The organism is Mycolicibacterium parafortuitum (assembly GCF_010725485.1).
GTDB lineage: Bacteria > Actinomycetota > Actinomycetes > Mycobacteriales > Mycobacteriaceae > Mycobacterium.
Genome location: NZ_AP022598.1, coordinates 2,601,351 through 2,619,718 on the forward strand (window position 1 = coordinate 2,601,351; position 18,368 = coordinate 2,619,718).

Below are 18,368 nucleotides of genomic sequence, written 5' to 3' on the forward strand. Positions count from 1 at the left end.
CACTCGGGTCGATACAGTCAGCCCGAGCCCGTCGGGCCTTACCTCTAGCCGCTCACAGACAGGGATGTTCCGAAGTCCATGGACCTCTTCGAGTATCAGGCGAAAGAGCTGTTCGCCAAGCACAACGTTCCCACCACGCCCGGCCGCGTCACCGACAGCGCCGAGGACGCGAAAGCCATCGCCACCGAAATCGGCAAGCCCGTCATGGTCAAGGCGCAGGTCAAGGTCGGCGGCCGCGGCAAGGCCGGTGGCGTGAAGTACGCCGCGACCCCCGAGGACGCGTTCACCCACGCACAGAACATCCTCGGCCTCGACATCAAGGGCCACGTGGTCAAGAAGCTGCTCGTGGCCGAGGCCAGCGACATCGCCGAGGAGTACTACATCTCCTTCCTGCTCGATCGCTCCAACCGCACCTACCTGGCCATGTGCTCGGTCGAGGGTGGCATGGAGATCGAAGAGGTCGCCGCGACCAAGCCCGAACGGCTGGCCAAGGTGCCCGTCGACGCCGTCAAGGGTGTCGATCTGGCGTTCGCCCGTGAGATCGCCGAGAAGGGCCACCTGCCCGCCGAGGTGCTCGACGCCGCCGCGGTCACCATCGCCAAGCTGTGGGAGGTGTTCACCAAGGAGGACGCCACCCTGGTCGAGGTGAACCCGCTCGTGCGCACCCCCGACGATCAGATCCTCGCCCTGGACGGCAAGGTCACCCTGGACGCCAACGCCGACTTCCGCCAGCCCGGCCACGCCGAGTTCGAAGACAAGGACGCCACCGATCCGCTCGAGCTCAAGGCCAAGGAGAACGACCTCAACTACGTCAAGCTCGACGGCGAGGTCGGCATCATCGGCAACGGCGCGGGCCTGGTCATGTCGACGCTGGACGTCGTCGCCTACGCCGGTGAGGCCCACGGCGGCGTGAAGCCGGCCAACTTCCTCGACATCGGCGGCGGCGCATCGGCCGAGGTGATGGCCGCCGGCCTGGACGTGATCCTGGGCGACAGCCAGGTCAAGAGCGTGTTCGTGAACGTCTTCGGCGGCATCACCGCCTGCGACGCGGTCGCCAACGGCATCGTCAAGGCGCTGCAGATCCTCGGTGACGAGGCCAACAAGCCGCTCGTGGTCCGCCTCGACGGCAACAACGTCGACGAAGGCCGGCGCATCCTGGCCGAAGCCAACCACCCGCTGGTGATCCAGGCCGACACCATGGATTCGGGTGCCGACAAGGCCGCTGAGCTGGCCAACAAGTAGCGGACTTAGGGGAAACGAAGCAATGTCGATCTATCTGAACAAAGACTCCAAGGTCATCGTCCAGGGCATCACCGGCGGTGAAGGCACCAAGCACACCAAGCTGATGCTCAAGGCCGGCACCCAGATCGTGGGCGGCGTGAACGCGCGCAAGGCGGGCACCACCGTCACCCATCAGGATAAGGACGGCAAGGACGTCGAGCTGCCGGTGTTCGGCACCGTCGCCGAGGCGATGAAGGAGACCGGCGCGGACACCTCGATCGCGTTCGTTCCGCCGGCGTTCTCCAAGGACGCGATCATCGAGGCCATCGACGCCGAGATCCCGCTGCTGGTCGTCATCACCGAGGGCATCCCGGTGCAGGACAGCGCCTACGCGTGGGCCTACAACGTCGAGAAGGGGCAGAAGACCCGGATCATCGGCCCCAACTGCCCCGGCATCATCACCCCCGGTGAGTCCCTGGTCGGCATCACGCCGAACAACATCACCGGCAAGGGCCCGATCGGCCTGGTGTCGAAGTCCGGCACGCTGACCTACCAGATGATGTACGAGCTGCGCGACCTCGGCTTCTCCACCGCCATCGGTATCGGCGGCGACCCGGTCATCGGCACCACCCACATCGACGCAATCGAGGCGTTCGAGAAGGATCCGGAGACCAAGGTCATCGTGATGATCGGCGAGATCGGCGGCGACGCCGAGGAGCGTGCGGCCGACTACATCAAGGCCAACGTCAGCAAGCCGGTCGTCGGCTACGTCGCGGGCTTCACCGCGCCGGAGGGCAAGACGATGGGCCACGCCGGCGCCATCGTGTCGGGTTCGTCGGGCACCGCCGCCGCCAAGAAGGAGGCCCTCGAGGCCGCCGGCGTGAAGGTCGGCAAGACGCCGTCGGAGACCGCCAAGCTGGCCCGCGAGATCTTCGAGAGCCTGTAACTTTCGCCGCACCGCGAGCGCGCGTGTTTGCACAGCGACACCCCGTCGCAACCGTGCAAACGCGCGCGCTCGCTGCGTTTGTGAGAAGTCCTGCGTTTCAGCGGTCCCGGAATTGCAGATAGCGCCGCAGCAGCGGGTCGGTGAGGTCATACCACGACGTACGGCGGTCCCCGTCGGCCTTCGACGAGTGCACCCACCGCCCGGCCGCCAGCCTGCCCAGCGCCGCCGATGCCGACTGGTTCGAAACCCCCACGGCGGCAGCAAGATCGGACACCGAACGCGGCCCGGTGCCGCGGGCTAGTTCGACGACCAGGCGTTGCTCGCCGGAGGGCAGCCCCCACAGCAGCTGCTGATAGTGCGGTGCGAGCCGGTCGAGCAGCGCGTCGACGGCCGGCGACACCGCCGCCAGCGCGTCCGCGTCGGCGGTCTCGGCCAGCAGATGCCACAGTCGCGGTGTGCCGCCGATGATGTCGTGAATCCTTGTGACGCAGTCTCGCCCGTCCGCCGAGGCGACGAGCGACGCGAGCTCGGTGTCGCCGCGCCGAAGCGCCATCCGCTGCACCAGATCGGCGGCGTCCCCGGGCGTCAACGCGGGTACCGACTCGACGATGAACGACCCGTACCACGGGTACTGACGCGACGCCACCCCGGGGAACAGTGCCGGAGCGGTCCCGAAAACCAAGACCGCGGTCGATGTTTCGACCCACGCGCGCAGGCTGCCCTGCCCCTTCTCGCCGATGGACTCGAACACCCGGTCCAGGTTCTCGATCGCCAGCAGCACCATGCGTCCGGCCGCCGCCGCCAGGATCGCGGCCTCCATCCCGACGGTGTCGCGGATACCGCGCATCGGCGCGACCTCGTCGGCGAGGGCCGGCCCGATCGCACGGGCCGCCTCGGCCAGCAGATCGACATACGAGCCGATGGCCAGTGAGTCCTCGGCGATCGGCACGGGCAGAACGGCGTTCGCCGTTGCCGGGTCGGACAGCGCCCGGTGCACCGCGACGCGCAGCGTGTGGGTCTTGCCGGCGCCACGCGGGGCCACCAGCAGGGTATGCGGGCGGGAGCCGTCGCGCGCGGACGAGACGATGCGGTCGGTCAGCGTCTCGAGCAGATCGGTGCGCCCGACCGTCAGCTCGTCGAGCTCGTCCGCGCTCGCCGCAGCGGGGGTGAACAACAGCGGACGGCTCACCGGCGCATGGCTTTCCATGCACGCTGCAACAGCGGGGACGAGAACCGGTCGGCATCCCCGGCCCGGTTCAGGTAGTGGTCGAGCGTGAGCCGCTCGATGATGGACACCAGCTGAGCGCGGTCGGTGATCGGACTTCCCTCGCTGCGCAGCCGCATCAACACGGTGTCGACGTCCAGTGGCCCGCCGGCGTGTGCGTAGATGTCGAGCAACCCGGCGATCGCCGGGGCGTCGTCGCCGTAGTAGTGCGGTAGCCGGTCCCGGTAGTGCCGCAGATCCCACGGGTCGTACGGGTTACCGATCGCGTCGAGGACCAGCAGGTCGACCAGCTCGGGATACGGTGCCACCCCGGTGTCGTGCCAGGACTTGCGTGCCGCGGCGACCAGATGCTGGATGTAGTACGGCACGTTCTCGGCCGCCGCGGCGATCGCGGCGGCCACCGCGTACTGATCGGTGGCGGGGGTGCCGCTGCCCAGCAGCAGGCACTGGGCGAGATAGGTCGCGTGGTCGGAGCGGATCGGCCCGACCGCGATCTTCGGGATGTCGTTGACGGTGCTCGGCGCGTCCGCCGACACGTGGTGAAAGCCGATCGACCCGGACAGCACCGTCGCGACCCGGCCGGGGTTCTCCTGCCGGACGCGGCGCAGCAGATGCAGGAACGTGTCTCCGGAGCCAGGATCGGCGCGTTCCAGGTTGCGGGCCAGCACGCTGACCTCGTCGATGAACAGCGCCAGGATGCGTCCGTCGGCCCGCCGGATGGCGCGGTGCAGCAGATCGTCCAGAGTGGCCGCGGCCCGGCTGTCGCGATGAAGCTGCACCGGGCCCGCGGTCAGGGTGAGCCGGATCTTGGCCAGTTCCTGCGCCCACGCCGGGTCGAGCCGGCCGAGTTCGGCGAGCAGCGCGGACACGAACTCGGCGTAGCTTTCGCGTTCGGCGCTGACCGAGACGACGACGGCGCCCGAATCGGCGGCCATCCGCTGGACCAGCCGTGCCAGGGAGGTCTTGCCGTGTCGGCGGTCCCCGACGAGCACCGCACCCGAGTGGGGCAGCGAGGCGAGCACCTCGTTGGACTCGCGGACCCGCCCGACGACGTCCTCGGTCGGCACGACGCCCCCGACCACGAGCGACATCGGACGTGGTTCCCAGCTCACGCGTCCAGTGTACGTCTGGTCAGACGTACATCAATGCTGATGTACGTCAATGGTGACTGCTATCTGGCCCGCTGGCCCCTCTGCAACGTGTTCTATTAGCCTCTCGAAGTAACTGGAAGGCGGCAGCATGGCAGTGGATCCACGAACCCCGGTGATCGTCGGCGTCGGGCAGTTCACCGAGCGCATCGACGACCCCGGATACCGCGGGATGTCGGCGGTCGACCTGGCCACCGCGGCCGTCACCGCCGCACTGGCCGACACCGGTGCCGACGCGACGGCGGTTGCCGCCGCGATCGACACGGTCTTCGGGCTCCGGCAGTTCGAGATCTCCGGCCCGATGCCCGCCGCCCTCGGCAAGTCGAACAACTATCCGCGCTCGGTGATGCGGCGAGTGGGTGGCGACCCGGCCAGGGTGGTGCTGGAACCCGTCGGGGGACAGGGGCCGCAGAAGCTCGTCACCGAGGCGGGCGGACTGATCGTCGGTGGCGACGCCGACGTCGTGATGATCATGGGATCCGAACCCGGTTCGACGGCCAAGTATTTCGCCTACCGCGACGACAAGCCCGACTTCACCGAGCACGTCGACGGTCAACTCGAAGACCGTGGCCACCAGATCTTCAACTACATCGACGAATACACCGTCGCTCACGGTCTCACCGGCGCCCCGGTGCAATACGGCCTGCTCGACAACGCCAGGCGCGCCCGCCTCGGCTTCGGCGTCGCGCAGTACCGCCATCAGATGGCCGAACTGTTCGCGCCGATGTCCAAAGTGGCTGCGAAGAACCCGTTCTCGTCGTCTCCGGTGGAGCGTTCGGTCGAAGAGGTCGAGACGGTCACCGACGAGAACCGGATGATCTGCGATCCCTATCCCCGGTTGCTGGTGGCCCGCGACACCGTCAACCAGGGTGCCGCCGCGATCCTGATGTCGGTCGAGGCGGCACGCAGACTCGGTGTACCGGAACACAATTGGGTCTACTTGCACGGCCACTCGGACCTGGTCGAGCAGCCGCTGCTGGCACGCGCCGACCTTGGCGCGAGCCCTGCCGCGGTGCACGCCGCCGACGAGGCGCTGCGTGTGGCCGGCATCGGCGTCGACGATATCGCCACCTTCGACCTGTACAGCTGCTTCCCGTTCCCGGTCTTCGTGATCTGCGAGGCGCTCGGGCTGGCCACCGACGATCCGCGGGGGCTGACACTGACCGGCGGCCTGCCGTACTTCGGTGGCCCCGGAAACAGCTACTCGCTGCACGGTATCGCCGAGACCGTGTCCCGGATGCGGGACGCACCAGGAGAATTCGGTCTCGTCGGCGCCAACGGCGGCATCATGAGCAAGTACTCTGTCGGCGTCTACTCGACCACCCCGGTCGACTGGCGCACCTCGCGCAGCGCCGATCTGAACGCGCAGATCGCCGAGCTTCCCGCGGTCCCGGTGGTCAAGACACCGAACGGTGCCGGAACCATCGAGACGTACTCGGTGCGCTACGACTGGCCGGTGCGCACCGGGATCATCGTCGGCAGGCTCGACGCCGACGGCTCCCGGTTCATGGCGACGACCGAGAACGCCGACCTGGTGGCGCTGATGAGCGACGGTGACCCGCTGGGCGCGAAAGTCACTGTCACGCCGACGGACAACGGGAACCGCGCCGTCCTTCGCTAGAACCGACCGGCGAGGTCGCGGCGATCAGGTCAGCGCACCGAGCTTGCCCGCCAGCCGCTCGACATAGCCGGCGACCTCTGCCTCGGGCTTGTCGGGCAGGCCGAACAACACCTCGGTGACCCCCAATTCGCGCCAGCGCGCGAGTTTCTCGGGGTCCGGCTTGAAATCCAGTGCGACGATCTGCGGGGCGCCGTCGCGGCCGGCCGCGGCCCAGGTGTCCTGCAGCAGCTTGACCGGCGCGTCGATGTCGAAGTCCCGCGGCGTGGTGATCCAGCCGTCGGCCGAGCGGGCGATCCACTTGAAGTTCTTCTCGGTGCCCGCGGCGCCGACCAGCACCGGGATGTGTGCCTGTACCGGCTTCGGCCACGCCCAGGACGGCCCGAAGTTGACGAACTCACCGTCGTATTCGGCCTCTTCCTGCGTCCACAGCGCCCGCATGGCCTCGAGGTACTCGCGCAGCATCGTGCGCCGGCGGCCCGGAGGGACCTTGTGGTCGGCGAGCTCGTCGGTGTTCCAGCCGAAGCCGACGCCGAGGGACACCCGCCCGCCGGAGAGATGATCGAGCGTCGCGATCGACTTGGCCAGCGTGATCGGGTCGTGTTCGACGGGCAGCGCCACCGCGGTGGACAGCCGCACCCGCGACGTGACCGCCGCGGCCGTCCCGAGGGACACCCACGGGTCCAGCGTGCGCATATAGCGATCGTCGGGCAGCGTCTCGTCCCCGGTGGTGGGGTGGGCGGCCTGCCGTTTGATCGGAATGTGCGTGTGCTCGGGGACGTAGAACGTCTCGAATCCATGCTCGTCGGCCAACTTCGCGGCAGCCGCGGGCGTGATGCCCCGGTCGGAGGTGAACAGCACCAGCCCATAGTTCATACCCAGGATTAGAACGTGTTCCAATCTGTGGCCGCAAGGGGGTCCTTCTTCAGCACCGCGAGCCCGGGGCTTTTCCCTCACCACGATCCATACCGATGACCGCGTCGGCCGGTGGCGGTTGCATGGCCCCATGACGACCGAACGCATCGCCGAGCACGTCAAGTTCGCGTACTGGGTCCCCAACGTCAGCGGCGGCCTGGTCACCAGCGACATCGAGCAGCGCACCGACTGGAACTACGAGTACAACCGCACGCTCGCCCAGACCGCGGAGAACAACGGGTTCGAATACGCGCTGTCCCAGGTGCGGTACGAGGCCAGCTACGGCGCGGAGTACCAGCACGAATCGACCAGCTTCAGCCTCGCACTGCTGCTGGCCACCGAACGGCTCAAAGTGATCGCGGCCGTACACCCGGGACTGTGGCAGCCCGCGGTGCTGGCCAAGCTCGGCGCCACCGCCGACCAGCTCTCCGGCGGGCGGTTCGCGGTCAACGTCGTGTCGGGTTGGTTCAAGGACGAGTTCACCCACCTCGGCGAGCCGTGGCTCGAACACGACGAGCGCTACCGGCGCAGCGCCGAGTTCCTCCAGGTGCTGCGCAAGATCTGGACCGAGGACGACGTGGATTTCCGCGGAGACTTCTACCGCATCCACGACTTCACGCTGAAGCCCAAACCGCTCAACACCCCCGAGCGGCCGAATCCCGAACTGTTCCAGGGCGGCAACTCCACCGCCGCGCGACGCAACGGTGGCCATCACGCCGACTGGTACTTCTCCAACGGTAAGGATTTCGACGGGGTCACCGAACAACTCGTCGAGGTCCGTGACCATGCCCGCGACGCCGGCCGCGAGGTCAAGTTCGGGCTGAACGGGTTCATCATCGCCCGCGACACCGAAAAGGAAGCCAGGGAAGTCCTGCGCGAGATCGTCGCGAAGGCCAACCGGCCCGCCGTCGAGGGTTTCCGCGATGCGGTCCAGCAGGCCGGGAACTCGACCGCGGACAAACGCGGAATGTGGGCCGATTCCAGCTTCGAGGATCTCGTCCAGTACAACGACGGCTTCCGGTCCCAGTTGATCGGCACACCGGAACAGATCGCGGAGCGGATCGCGGCGTACCGTCGCCGCGGCGTCGACCTGATCCTCGGCGGATTCCTGCACTTCCAGGAGGAGATCGAGTACTTCGGGGCCCGCGTGCTGCCGCTGGTGCGCGAGATCGAGGAGGCCGAGCAGAACTCCGCCGACGCCCCCGTGCTCGCCTCGGCCTGACCGGTCGGGGGCACCGCCGCAACCGGCGCCGCGGCGTCTCGCGCGTGGACAGGGCCACCCGGCGGTGCGCTAGCGTGGGTTGATCGAAACGCTCAGGCGGATCCATCGCCGTCGCTCGTCGACAACGTCGTCACCCATGGCGTCACCGTCGGTTCCGATGCCCGCACAGCACAGGAGAGGTCATGACGTACCCACAAGGCGCGCCCGGAGGACCTGGATTCCCACCGGCGCAGCAGCCGACAACCCAGTTCTCCGCGCCGACGCAACAGTTCAACACCTTCGGTGAGACCGAACCCGCCGCTGACGGCCCTGCCAAGCTGCCCGCCTACCTCAGCGCCGCGACCGCGGTGCTGGGCCTGCTGGTCTATTTGGCCAGCTTCGGTCCGAAGCTGACGCTCAGCGACGCGCCGATCGACGTGTCCATCTCACCCGTGCGGTTCGACCTCGCGGTCGCGGCCGCCGTGCTCGCCGCGCTGATCGCCGGAATCGGGCTGCTGCCCAAGCAGGTCGTGCGCCCCGCGCCGGTGGCCGCGCTGTCCGTGCTCGGTTTCCTGATCGCGATCTCGACGCTGTTCGAAGGATTCGACGGCACCACCGTCGGGTGGGGCGTCTACCTCGTCGTCGCGTTCACGCTGCTGCAGGCCGCCGCCGCCGTCGTGGTGCTGCTGTTCGACTCCGGGATCATCACCCCGCCGGTGCCGCGGCCCAAGTACGACCAACAGCAGCAGTACGGCCAGTACCCCGGCTACTACGGCCAGCCCGGCCAGCACGGCGGGCAGCAGTTGCACGCCCCCCAGCACCAGCAGGCGCCCCAGCAGCAGCAGCGCCCCGGCTACCCGACGCCGTACGGCGCGTACGGCGGCTCCGGTCAGACGACCGGTGGCTTCCAGGCGCAACAGCCGTCGGGCCCGCCGACCCCGCCCACCGGCTTCCCGACCTACGGCCAGCCGCCGGCGAGCAACACGCCGACCACCCAGACCCCGACGACTCACCAGGGCCAGTCATCCTCGCAGTCGGATCAGTCCTCGTCGTAGTCTGAGCCGCGCGTGCGCGAACGTCGTGCGCCCGAGCGTCTGCGAGGAGTGGTCCAACCCGTGAGCACCCGGCCGGTCGGTACACGCCAGGCGCGTGACCTGCTTCGGGTCGCATTCGGTCCGTCGATCGTGGCGTTGGTCGTGATCGCGGCCGTCGTGCTGCTGCAGCTGGTGATCGCCAACAGCGACATGACCGGAGCGCTCGGCGCGATCGCCAGCATGTGGCTCGGTGTGCACCAGGTGCCGGTGTCGATCGCCGGCTCCGCCCTGGGTGTGATGCCGCTGTTGCCGGTGCTGCTGATGATCTACGGCACGGCCCGCACCACCGCGGCCGCGACGGTCAGCTCGTCGTGGTTCGTGACCAGGTGGGTGGTTGCCTCCGCACTGGGGGGTCCGCTGCTGATCGCCGCGATCTGCCTCGCCGTGATCCACGACGCCGCGTCGGTGCTCACCGAGTTGCAGACCCCCGACTCGCTGCGCGCCTTCGGCGGGGTGCTCGTGGTGCACGCGATCGGCGCGGCCGCCGGTGTCGGATCCCGCGTCGGGCGCCGGCTGCTGGCGGCCTCACCGCTGCCGAACTGGATCCCCGACGCGCTGCGGGCGGCGGCCGCGGGCGTCATCGCCCTGATGGGGCTCTCCGGTGCGGTGGTCGCCGGGTCGCTGATCGTGCACTGGTCGACGATGCACGATCTGTACTCCATCACCGAATCGATGTTCGGCCAGTTCAGCCTCACCGTGCTGTCGGTGCTCTACCTGCCCAATGTGATGGTCGGGGCGGCCGCGGTGGCGGTCGGCTCCAGCGCGCACATCGGGCTGGCCACGTTCAGCTCGTTCACCGTCTTCGGCGGCGACATCCCCGCGCTGCCGGTGCTGGCCGCCGTCCCGACGCCGCCGCTGGGGCCGGTGTGGGTCGCGCTGATGATCATCGCCGCGGTCTCGGCCGTGGCGCTGGGACAGCAGTGCGCGCGCCGGCCGCTGCCGTTGCTGCTCGCGCTGGCGAAGGTGGCGGTGGCGGCGGCGGTGGCGGCGGCGGTGATGGCGCTGCTCGGGTCCGCCGGCGGGGGACCGCTCGGCAACTTCGGCGACGTCGGCGTCGACCAGGCCACCTTCGCGCCCGCGGTGTTCCTGTGGTTCGCCGGTATCGGCGGTTTGACCACGGTGATGTCGGGCGGCGTCACGCCTCGGGTGCACAGACCCAAACCCGTGCCGGCCGACCCCATCGACGACGACCGTCTCGAGGACCCCCCCGAGGTCGAGGACGAATCCGTCACCGAGGCCGTCCCCGAGATCGAGGACGAACCCGTCACCGAGGTCATCGCCCCCGAGGATCCGGTCCCCGCCCCCGAGGATCCCGCACCTATCGACGTCGCACCGCCGCCCGATGAACTGGATCCGGAAGAGCATTTCGTGGTCGACGGCGACGAAACGCCGCCTTCGGGCGGTGGCCACGGCGGACCGGGATACCGCGACCACTAGGATTCCAGCGTGCAGCCCGAGGCCGATGGACGCGACGAGCAGTCCACCATCAGCGTGCCTCCCAGCGCTCCGGCGCGCGTCGTGGTGCTGGCATCTGGCGCCGGCTCGCTGCTGTCCGCACTGCTCGACGCCGCGGTCGCCGACTTCCCCGCCCGCGTCGTCGCGGTCGGCACGGACCGGGCGTGCGCCGCCCTCGACATCGCGGCGCGGGCCTCGATACCGGTGTTCACCGTCAGGCTCGCCGACCACCCCGACCGGGCCGCGTGGGACGCCGCGCTGACCGACGCCACCGGATCCCACCGGCCGGATCTGGTGGTCTCGGCCGGCTTCATGAAGATCCTTGGCACCGAATTTCTTTCACGGTTCCCGGGCCGCGTGCTCAACACCCACCCGGCGCTGCTGCCCGCGTTCCCCGGCGCCCACCCGGTGCGCGACGCCCTGGACTACGGAGTGCGCGTCACCGGCGCCACGGTGCACCTGGTCGACGCCGGCACCGACACCGGCCCCATCGTCGCGCAGCAGGCCGTGCCGGTGCTCGACGGCGACGACGAAACGACCCTGCATGAGCGGATCAAAGTGATCGAACGACAACTTCTCGTGGACGTGGTGGCCGCAGTGGCGACCCGCGGCGTGACGTGGTCAGGACGAAAGGCGATATTAGGATGAGCGACAACGACTTTCGGCGGCCGATCCGGCGCGCCCTGATCAGCGTCTACGACAAGACCGGCCTCGTGCCGCTGGCGGAGGGGCTGCACGCGGCGGGCGTCGACATCGTCTCGACCGGATCGACCGCGAAAACCATTGCCGCCGCCGGGATCCCGGTCACCCCGGTGGAGGACGTCACCGGATTCCCCGAAGTCCTCGACGGCCGGGTCAAGACGCTGCACCCGCACGTGCACGCCGGTCTGCTGGCCGACCAGCGCAAGCCCGAGCACGTGTCGGCGCTGGAGAAACTCGGTGTCGCGGCGTTCGAGCTGGTCGTGGTCAACCTGTATCCGTTCACCCAGACCGTGAATTCCGGCGCGGGCGTCGACGAGTGCGTGGAGCAGATCGACATCGGCGGACCGTCCATGGTGCGCGCGGCGGCGAAGAACCACCCGAGCGTCGCGGTCGTCGTCGAACCGATCGGCTACGACGGTGTGCTCGCCGCGGTTCGCTCCGGCGGGTTCACCTACGCCGAGCGCAAGAAGCTGGCGTCGTTGGCGTTCCGGCACACCGCCGAATACGACGTGGCGGTCGCATCCTGGATGGAGACGGTGCTCGCGCCGGAGGAGAGCGGCGCCGACTCGGCGGGCGCCGACCCGCAGCTGCCGCCGTGGCTGGGGTCGACGTTCCGGCGTACCTCGGTGCTGCGCTACGGCGAGAACCCGCACCAGAAGGCCGCGCTGTACCGCGACGACAGCGGCTGGCCGGGCCTCGCGCAGGCCGAACAGCTGCACGGCAAGGAGATGTCCTACAACAACTACACCGACGCCGACGCGGCGTGGCGCGCCGCGTTCGACCATGAGGACATCTGCGTCGCGATCATCAAGCACGCCAACCCGTGTGGCATCGCGGTGTCGTCGGTGTCGGTGGCCGACGCCCATCGCAAGGCCCACGAGTGCGATCCGCTGTCGGCGTTCGGCGGCGTGATCGCCGCCAACACCGAGGTCACCGTCGAGATGGCCGAGACCGTCGCCGGCATCTTCACCGAGGTGATCATCGCGCCGGCCTACGAACCCGGCGCGGTCGAGGTGCTGGCGCGCAAGAAGAACATCCGGGTGCTCGTCGCGTCCGAACCGCAGCCCGGCGGGACCGAGTTCCGTCAGGTCAGCGGCGGTCTGCTGCTGCAGCAGCGCGACGCGCTCGATGCGGCCGGCGACGACCCGAACAACTGGACGCTGGCCACCGGCACCCCTGCCGACCCGGCCACTCTGGCCGACCTGGTGTTCGCGTGGCGCACCTGCCGTGCGGTGAAGTCGAACGCGATCGTGCTCGCCAAGGACGGTGCCACCGTCGGAGTCGGCATGGGTCAGGTCAACCGCGTCGACGCGGCACGGCTGGCGGTCGAGCGCGCCGGGGACCGCACCCGCGGCGCGGTCGGCGCCTCGGATGCGTTCTTCCCGTTCCCGGACGGCCTGCAGACCCTCATCGATGCCGGCGTCAAAGCCGTCGCCCATCCGGGCGGCTCGGTCCGTGACGACGAGGTGACGGCGGCAGCCGAGGCCGCCGGGATCACGCTGTACCTCACCGGCGCACGACATTTCGCGCACTGAAGCGATGATCCGGCTGACGACGTCGCGCCGCACCGCGATCGCGGTGCTGACCGTTCTGTGCGCGCTGCTGGTGCCGTCCTGCACGCGCGTCGTCGACGACGCGCGTGGCGTGGCCGCCCAGCCGGGTCAGGTGTTCGGGTCGTACGCATCCGAGGCGGACTGCACACCGGTCGATGCCGCCCTCGTCGACGTGCCCACCCCGGCGGGCGTCGCGGCGGGCAGGGACCCGGTGCTGCGGATCCCGGTGCCCGAGGGCTGGAAACGGATCTCGGCGCTGGATTCGCCGATGATCCGGTTCGTGATCCGCGCGGACAAGCTCGCCTCGCGCGGCGTCGCCCCCACGGCGGTCGTCACGCTCGAATCGCACCGCGGTGAGCTCTCGGCGCGGTCGTTCTTCGACGAGCAGCGCCGCCAGGTGACCCGGCTCGGGGTGACCGATCTGGTGCTCAACGACACCACGCTGTGCGGCCTGCCCGCGGTGCGCGGCCACTACATGTCACCGAAGATCGGCGCCACCGGTTCGCGCCGCGCGGAACTGCTCAGCGCGGTCATGTACACCAAGGGCCGCACCTTCGGTGTCGCGGTCACGGTGCAGAGCGCCGACGAGAACGATCCGGAGTATCAGCACGACGCGGCGCAGATCCTGGACGGCTTCCAGATGTTGCCGCCGGGCTGATCCGTCAGGGCAGTCCGGACAGCAGCTGCCGGCGCACCGTCCTGAGGTGGTTGCGCATCGCCTCCTGGCTGCGGTGGGCGTCGCGGTCGAAGATGGCGTCGGCGATCTCGCGGTGTTCGCGTTGGCACACGGTGCTGTTCTCTTCGGTGTACGGACGGTTGTCGAGGGCACTGCCGGCCAGGTGGCGGCGCCCGGCCTCGACCATCTCGTGCAGTGCGACCACCACGGTGTTGTGGGTGGACAGGGCCAGCGCGCGGTGAAAGGCCATGTCCCACATCATGAATTCCGCAGGACTCTGCGCCTGCTCGCCGCGCTCCAGACACCGCCGGATTTCGGCGAAGTCCTCCGCTGTCGCGGCGACCGCCACCAGTGTCATCAGGTTGGGTTCCCACGCCGCGCGGGCCTCGATCAGATCCAGCGGGCTGAGCCGCACCGGAGTCTTGACGGTGTCGGGAGAGGCGGTGCCGTCTTCGGTCAGGAAGGTGCCGCGGCCCACCTCCCGGGTGATCCGTCCTTGGCGTTCCAGCACGTCCAGTTGTCGGCGCACGTCATGGCGACTGCAACCGAGCAGTTCGGCCAGCGCGCGCTCGGTGGGCACGCGGCCTCCGGGTTTGAGTGCACCGGAGAGCAACTGGTCGTCGAGATATCGGGCGACCGCGTTCGGATCGGCCTCGCGATCCCCGAGGGAGGGTGTCATTGTCCGGTGACCACCGAACTGACGAACCGGAGGTGCTCGGTCATCGCACTGGCGGCGCGGCGCCGATCGCGCTGCAGCAGCGCCTCGACGATCTCGTGGTGCTCACGTTCGATCGCCGCGCGATTCTGCGCGGTGAAACCGTCGCGCTTCAGTCGCCCCCATACAGGGTTGTTGCGTGTCGAATTCAGTACGTCGACCATCGCCACGATCTGAGTGTTGTGGGTGGCCACGGCGAACGCGTGGTGCAACGAGATGTCCCACTTCTCGAAGGACTCGTAATCGGTGGCAGCAGAACCCCTCTCGAGACAACGCTGCAATTCGGCGAAGTCCTCTTCGGTCGCCGCCAGTGCCGCGAGCGAGACCACCTCGGGTTCGAACAGCAGCGAGGCCGTCATGATCGCCGCGGGCGCGAATGACGCGCCAGGCCCCGACGATGTGGCGCCGCCCTCGGGAGCGAGAAAGGTGCCGCGACCGACTTCGCGGACGACGCGACCCTCGCGCTCGAGCTCGGCCATGACGCGGCGGACCTGCGCGCGCGAACATCCGAGTCGCTCGGCGATGTTGCGCTCGGCAGGGATCCGGCCGTCGGGCGGCAACGGGGCGGCCAGCACCTGCTCGTCGATCATGCGACGGATGTCGCGATCGCTGAGCGGTCCGGTGTCGAACACCATCGGCGACGCCCCCTTCATCCCCTGCAGAACCTGCGTGAACAACTGTAACCAATGCGACCGCATTCAGCGTGTGTGATGGACAACCCTACGTATTGCAACCAATCAAGACCAATCCTACGGAGTAACGCGTGCGTAAACTCTGTGCTGTCTGGAGAGCAATCAAATTGACTTAAGGAGGTCCATGCCTGGCTCGTCCGGTCCGGACACGGCGGACAGACTCGCGCTCGCGGCGCTGGTGCGGGCACTGCCCGTCGGCGCCGTCGAGGACGTCCTGCGGGACTGCGGACTGGCAGCGCGGCGGGTGAGGGCCCTGCCGCCGTGGGTCACGACGTACCACGTGCTGGCGTCTGCCATGCGCCCGGCGCTGACTTATGGCGACGTCACCGACCTGTTGTGGACGACCCTGCCCGCGGCGACCGGCCGCGGGCTGGCGCATCCGAAACCGACCAGCGGAGCCGTCACCCGGGCCAGGTCGCGGCTGGGGGTCGAGCCACTGGCGGTGCTCGCGCGCAGAGCCGCGCGCGCGGCCCTGGGCGATTCCGCCGTTCAGACCGTCGAACTGCACCGATACGGACCCGAAGGGCTACCGGGATGCTGGTGGATCACCGATCGTGAGACCGGTCTGCTCCGCGGATGCGACGTCCGCGGTGACGAGCTCGGGGCGGCGGCGGACCTCGTGCGTGCGAGCGGCGCCGTCCATGTCGTGGTATCCGCGGCGGACGTCGACACCGCGGCACTGGGCCGCGCAGTCGGCGCCGCGATCGTCACCGTGGAGTCCGGTCCCGGCGGGCCGGCATCCGGCGGCGCGCTCTGGTCACGGGTGCGGGCGCGCACCCCGGAGGTCTGGCGGCAGGACGTGCTGGCGCGAGCGTGCGTCGAACTGGCCGTGGAGGTGGCGCTGCGCGATACCGGTCCGACACTGCGGCCCTGAGTCCCTTTAAGTCAATTGACGCGATCTGTGGCGCGCGGTGACTTTGCGTGATTGTGTTCACGGCACCACCCCAACCACTTACATTGATTGGGCGCGGAATGGTTACACATTGGTTGCGAACACACTCTGTGGGAGAGACATGAACAAAGCGACGAAGGTCTGGTCCAGCGCTGCGGCTGCTGCGGTGTTGCTCGTAGTCCCCGCCTGTTCGCAGGGCGGCGAGGAGGACCCACTGGTGGTGGGGATGCTGATGGCCTTCAGCGGGCCCACCGCGGTCGAGGGGGCCGAGGTCGTCAACGGGTGCCTCCCGGCGGCCACGGAGATCAACGACGCGGGTGGTGTGCTCGGGCGCACCATCGAGTGTGAGGCCTTCGACACCAAGGGCACCGCCAGCGATTCCGTGCCCGCCGCCCGGCAGATGCTGAGCACCACCTCGAATCTCTTCGCGGTGCTCGGTCCCAGTACCGCCGAGGCGGTCGCGGCCGCACCGGTTCTCGAAGAGGCCACCCAGGTGATGTTCTCCCCGGCAGGCGACGGACGCTTCGACCGCACCGAACTCGACTACTACTACCGCCTGATCACCTCGGATTCCGTTGGGGCCCAGGCGATGGCGCTGCACGCCAAACAGCAGGGCTTCGGCAACGTCGCGCTGGTGTTCGTCGGTGGCGCCTCCGCGCAGGCCAACATCCCGCCGCTCGAAGAGGCGCTCGGTGGGTTGGGTATCCCCGTCACCGAGGCGCTCACCATCCAGCCGGAGCAGCCCTCGTACCGCACCGAGGTGGCCCGCATCCTGCAGAACCGGCCTGCCGCGATCGTCTTCGAGGCGGACGCCGTCTCGGCGGGAACATTCCTGACAGAGCTGAATCAGGCCGGCGGCGGGGATATTCCGGTCGTCACCAATACGCTGGCCACCACCGGCGACTGGCAGAAGGCGGCGGTGACCGCCTACGGCGGTGACGATGCGCTGGCCAAGTCGCTGCAGATGGTCGTGCGCTATGCCCAGGAGGGCGGTCCGGGCACCGAGACCTACGTCGAGACACTGCAGTCGCTCGACGGGCAGGACGGCATCGACGTTCCGTCGTTCAAGGACAGCGCCTACGCGCGCGCCGCATACGACGGGGTGATCGTGGCCGGCCTCGCGGCGACCAAGACCGATTCCGTGGAGCCCGAGGACTACAACTCCGCCATACCCGAGTTGCTGGCAGCCGGCGACGGTAAGACCGTGGTGAGCAACTACGCCGACGGCGTCGATGCGATCAAGGAAGGCAAGGACGTCCAGTACGTCGGCGCCAACGGCGAATACCGGCTCAACGAGTTCCACAACGTGATCGGCGCATTCGCCTACTACGACTGGGATCCGTCGACCAAGTCGCTGCGCCTGGTCAAGCAACTGCCCGCCGAAGAGCTCGAGGCGTTGGCCAGCGGGCAGCGCTGACAGCAGTGAATCTCGTCGTCTCCGCAACTGTATTCGGGGTGGTGATCGCCGCGGTGCTGGCCTTGGCCGCGGTCGGTTTCACCCTCCAGTACAGCGTCTCCAATGTTTTCAACCTCGCCTTCAGCGAGACCATGGTGGTATCCGGCTTCGCGGCGCTGGCCGCCAACCAGGCCGGGATCCCGCTGGCCGGTGCGGCGCTGGTGGGTGTCGCGGCAGGCGCCGTCGTCTCACTGCTGCTGAACCAGTTCGTCTACCAACCGTTCGCGCGCCGCGGCGTATCGGTGTTCCAGATGCTGGTGATCAGCCTGGCGGTGAGCCTGGTCCTGGCCAATACGCTGCTGGCCGTGGTGGGTCCGCTGTCGTTCCACTACGACGCGAGTCCGACAGTGCTGTTCACCGTCGCCAGTGCCGCGGTCACCGACCTGCAGTTGACGGTGATCCTGCTCGCGGTGGTGACCATGATCGGGATGCACGTGCTGCTCAAGCGATCCCGGTTGGGTATGGCGATGCGCGCAGCCTCGGTGGACGGTGGGCTGGCCCAGTCCTGTGGCATCCGCACACAACGCGTGGTCGCCACCGCATGGGCGATCTCCGGTGCGCTGTGCGGGCTGGCCGGGGTCGCGCTGTTCACCATCAGCTCGTCCTTCTCGGCGACCTCGGGGCGGACCTTCATCGTGCTGGTGATCGCGGCGGCGGTGCTGGGCGGCATCGGTGACGCCTACGGGGCGATGCTCGGCGCGTTGGTACTGGGCCTGGCGACCGAACTGACCGCGGTGTGGCTGGATCCCAGCTTCAAGATCGCGATCGCGTTGCTGGTCCTCATCGGCGTGCTGATGGTGCGGCCGCAGGGCATCCGGGCGGAGTTCTCGACAGGCAGGGCCCTACAGGTATGAGCACG

17 protein-coding genes are annotated in these 18,368 nt (G+C 68.8%); 12 read left to right on the forward strand and 5 right to left on the reverse strand.

The window, feature by feature from the left end:
- The first annotated feature begins 78 nt into the window (after positions 1-78).
- Positions 79-1,242 (forward strand): ADP-forming succinate--CoA ligase subunit beta, encoded by a 1,164-nt coding sequence (sucC, locus tag NTM_RS12455; protein WP_104865732.1) that lies wholly within the window; start codon positions 79-81, stop codon positions 1,240-1,242.
- Between the two features lie 22 nt (positions 1,243-1,264).
- A complete protein-coding gene (gene sucD, locus NTM_RS12460) occupies positions 1,265-2,167 on the forward strand; it encodes a succinate--CoA ligase subunit alpha (RefSeq protein ID WP_163766458.1) in 903 nt (300 codons plus the stop codon).
- 97 nt (positions 2,168-2,264) lie between these two features.
- Here the strand turns inward: sucD and NTM_RS12465 are convergent, their stop codons facing one another.
- The gene (locus NTM_RS12465) at positions 2,265-3,374 is read right to left on the reverse strand and encodes a MarR family transcriptional regulator (protein ID WP_163766459.1); all 1,110 of its coding nucleotides are present in this window, start codon (positions 3,372-3,374) and stop codon (positions 2,265-2,267) included.
- The gene (locus tag NTM_RS12470; protein ID WP_163769464.1) at positions 3,353-4,483 is read right to left on the reverse strand and encodes an ATP-binding protein; all 1,131 of its coding nucleotides are present in this window, start codon (positions 4,481-4,483) and stop codon (positions 3,353-3,355) included. The genes NTM_RS12465 and NTM_RS12470 overlap by 22 nt, the downstream gene beginning before the upstream one ends.
- A gap of 148 nt (positions 4,484-4,631) precedes the next feature.
- On the opposite strand from NTM_RS12470, the gene NTM_RS12475 reads away from it, so the two are divergent.
- Entirely contained in the window at positions 4,632-6,161 is a 1,530-nt protein-coding gene (locus NTM_RS12475) for an acetyl-CoA acetyltransferase (RefSeq protein WP_163766460.1), read from the forward strand.
- A 24-nt stretch (positions 6,162-6,185) separates the two neighbouring features.
- Here NTM_RS12475 and NTM_RS12480 read toward each other — a convergent pair whose 3' ends face one another.
- Positions 6,186-7,034, reverse strand: coding sequence for an LLM class F420-dependent oxidoreductase (locus NTM_RS12480; protein ID WP_083146117.1), 849 nt, complete (start codon positions 7,032-7,034; stop codon positions 6,186-6,188).
- Positions 7,035-7,164: 130 nt separating this feature from the next.
- Here NTM_RS12480 and sfnG point away from each other — a divergent pair, with 130 nt between their 5' ends.
- The 6 genes from sfnG (at position 7,165) to NTM_RS12510 (ending at position 13,736) form a co-directional block, all read left to right on the forward strand.
- Positions 7,165-8,295: a dimethylsulfone monooxygenase SfnG gene (gene sfnG, locus NTM_RS12485; protein WP_104865737.1), complete on the forward strand. Its 1,131-nt coding sequence runs from the start codon at positions 7,165-7,167 to the stop codon at positions 8,293-8,295.
- A gap of 182 nt (positions 8,296-8,477) precedes the next feature.
- Positions 8,478-9,329: a DUF5336 domain-containing protein gene (locus NTM_RS12490; RefSeq protein ID WP_104865738.1), complete on the forward strand. Its 852-nt coding sequence runs from the start codon at positions 8,478-8,480 to the stop codon at positions 9,327-9,329.
- Between the two features lie 60 nt (positions 9,330-9,389).
- Positions 9,390-10,805, forward strand: a complete 1,416-nt coding sequence (locus NTM_RS12495; RefSeq protein ID WP_163766461.1) for a cell division protein PerM — start codon at positions 9,390-9,392, stop codon at positions 10,803-10,805.
- 9 nt (positions 10,806-10,814) lie between these two features.
- The gene (gene purN, locus NTM_RS12500; protein WP_163766462.1) at positions 10,815-11,471 is read left to right on the forward strand and encodes a phosphoribosylglycinamide formyltransferase; all 657 of its coding nucleotides are present in this window, start codon (positions 10,815-10,817) and stop codon (positions 11,469-11,471) included.
- Positions 11,468-13,060: a bifunctional phosphoribosylaminoimidazolecarboxamide formyltransferase/IMP cyclohydrolase gene (gene purH, locus NTM_RS12505; RefSeq protein ID WP_104865740.1), complete on the forward strand. Its 1,593-nt coding sequence runs from the start codon at positions 11,468-11,470 to the stop codon at positions 13,058-13,060. Before purN ends, purH begins: the two co-directional genes overlap by 4 nt.
- A gap of 4 nt (positions 13,061-13,064) precedes the next feature.
- Entirely contained in the window at positions 13,065-13,736 is a 672-nt protein-coding gene (locus NTM_RS12510; RefSeq protein ID WP_232079699.1) for a hypothetical protein, read from the forward strand.
- Between the two features lie 4 nt (positions 13,737-13,740).
- Here NTM_RS12510 and NTM_RS12515 read toward each other — a convergent pair whose 3' ends face one another.
- Positions 13,741-14,433 (reverse strand): FadR/GntR family transcriptional regulator, encoded by a 693-nt coding sequence (locus NTM_RS12515; protein WP_104865741.1) that lies wholly within the window; start codon positions 14,431-14,433, stop codon positions 13,741-13,743.
- Positions 14,430-15,122 (reverse strand): FadR/GntR family transcriptional regulator, encoded by a 693-nt coding sequence (locus NTM_RS12520; RefSeq protein ID WP_163766463.1) that lies wholly within the window; start codon positions 15,120-15,122, stop codon positions 14,430-14,432. The genes NTM_RS12515 and NTM_RS12520 overlap by 4 nt, the downstream gene beginning before the upstream one ends.
- Before the next feature lie 163 nt (positions 15,123-15,285).
- Here NTM_RS12520 and NTM_RS12525 point away from each other — a divergent pair, with 163 nt between their 5' ends.
- From NTM_RS12525 to NTM_RS12535, 3 genes are all read left to right on the forward strand, one after another.
- Complete coding sequence (locus NTM_RS12525; RefSeq protein WP_163766464.1) at positions 15,286-16,035, forward strand: transposase domain-containing protein; 750 nt, start codon at positions 15,286-15,288, stop codon at positions 16,033-16,035.
- Positions 16,036-16,174: 139 nt separating this feature from the next.
- Positions 16,175-17,470 (forward strand): ABC transporter substrate-binding protein, encoded by a 1,296-nt coding sequence (locus NTM_RS12530; RefSeq protein ID WP_163766465.1) that lies wholly within the window; start codon positions 16,175-16,177, stop codon positions 17,468-17,470.
- A gap of 5 nt (positions 17,471-17,475) precedes the next feature.
- Complete coding sequence (locus NTM_RS12535; RefSeq protein ID WP_163766466.1) at positions 17,476-18,363, forward strand: branched-chain amino acid ABC transporter permease; 888 nt, start codon at positions 17,476-17,478, stop codon at positions 18,361-18,363.
- Positions 18,364-18,368: the final 5 nt, after the last annotated feature.

Excerpts from the sequence above, each read along its gene's own strand:
- sfnG (WP_104865737.1), top strand. The coding sequence starts at position 7,165 with ATGACGACCGAACGCATCGCCGAGCACGTCAAGTTCGCGTACTGGGTC.
- purH (WP_104865740.1), top strand. The coding sequence starts at position 11,468 with ATGAGCGACAACGACTTTCGGCGGCCGATCCGGCGCGCCCTGATCAGC.
- NTM_RS12480 (WP_083146117.1), bottom strand. The coding sequence starts at position 7,034 with ATGAACTATGGGCTGGTGCTGTTCACCTCCGACCGGGGCATCACGCCC.
- NTM_RS12525 (WP_163766464.1), top strand. The coding sequence starts at position 15,286 with ATGCCTGGCTCGTCCGGTCCGGACACGGCGGACAGACTCGCGCTCGCG.
- NTM_RS12465 (WP_163766459.1), bottom strand. The coding sequence starts at position 3,374 with ATGGAAAGCCATGCGCCGGTGAGCCGTCCGCTGTTGTTCACCCCCGCT.
- NTM_RS12515 (WP_104865741.1), bottom strand. The coding sequence starts at position 14,433 with ATGACACCCTCCCTCGGGGATCGCGAGGCCGATCCGAACGCGGTCGCC.
- NTM_RS12475 (WP_163766460.1), top strand. The coding sequence starts at position 4,632 with ATGGCAGTGGATCCACGAACCCCGGTGATCGTCGGCGTCGGGCAGTTC.
- sucC (WP_104865732.1), top strand. The coding sequence starts at position 79 with ATGGACCTCTTCGAGTATCAGGCGAAAGAGCTGTTCGCCAAGCACAAC.
- sucD (WP_163766458.1), top strand. The coding sequence starts at position 1,265 with ATGTCGATCTATCTGAACAAAGACTCCAAGGTCATCGTCCAGGGCATC.
- NTM_RS12470 (WP_163769464.1), bottom strand. The coding sequence starts at position 4,483 with ATGTCGCTCGTGGTCGGGGGCGTCGTGCCGACCGAGGACGTCGTCGGG.
- NTM_RS12490 (WP_104865738.1), top strand. The coding sequence starts at position 8,478 with ATGACGTACCCACAAGGCGCGCCCGGAGGACCTGGATTCCCACCGGCG.
- NTM_RS12510 (WP_232079699.1), top strand. The coding sequence starts at position 13,065 with ATGATCCGGCTGACGACGTCGCGCCGCACCGCGATCGCGGTGCTGACC.
- NTM_RS12520 (WP_163766463.1), bottom strand. The coding sequence starts at position 15,122 with ATGAAGGGGGCGTCGCCGATGGTGTTCGACACCGGACCGCTCAGCGAT.
- NTM_RS12530 (WP_163766465.1), top strand. The coding sequence starts at position 16,175 with ATGAACAAAGCGACGAAGGTCTGGTCCAGCGCTGCGGCTGCTGCGGTG.